The following is a 375-nucleotide window of genomic DNA, read 5'->3' as shown; positions in this document are numbered from 1 at the left end:
TGTGAACGGTGAAAATGGAATCTGATGGCGGCGCGTTACCGGCGGCCGCGGCGGCCGAACCGGCCAAGAGGTTATTGTCGATCGACCTACTCGATGCCGATGAACACAGCCAGCTCGACGAATGGGGCAACCGAGCGGTGCTCGCACAGCCGGCCCGCACGCCGGTCTCGATTCCGCAATTGTTCGCGGCGCAGGTGGCCCGCGACGCGGAGGCGGTAGCGATCACGTGCGGGAGCCGCTCGATGACCTACGGCGAGCTGAACGCGGCATCTAATCGATTGGCGCACCTGCTCGTTGACCGCGGCGCCGCCCCCGGCGAGCGTGTGGCGATGCTGCTGCCGCGCTGCGCCGAGGCGATCGTGGCGGTCCTGGCCG

1 protein-coding gene is annotated in these 375 nt (G+C 68.3%); it reads left to right on the top strand.

The features are described 5' to 3' along the window. Window positions 1–8 precede the first annotated feature (8 nt). A partial coding sequence (locus tag KHA85_RS17255) for an AMP-binding protein (protein ID WP_308936986.1) occupies window positions 9–375 on the top strand: 367 nt, incomplete at its 3' end.

Source organism: Dietzia massiliensis (genome assembly GCF_018390595.1).
GTDB classification, from domain to species: Bacteria; Actinomycetota; Actinomycetes; order Mycobacteriales; family Mycobacteriaceae; genus Dietzia; species Dietzia massiliensis.
Note: the sequence above shows the minus strand (reverse complement) of the source record. Positions and strands in the feature narration are given on the sequence as shown.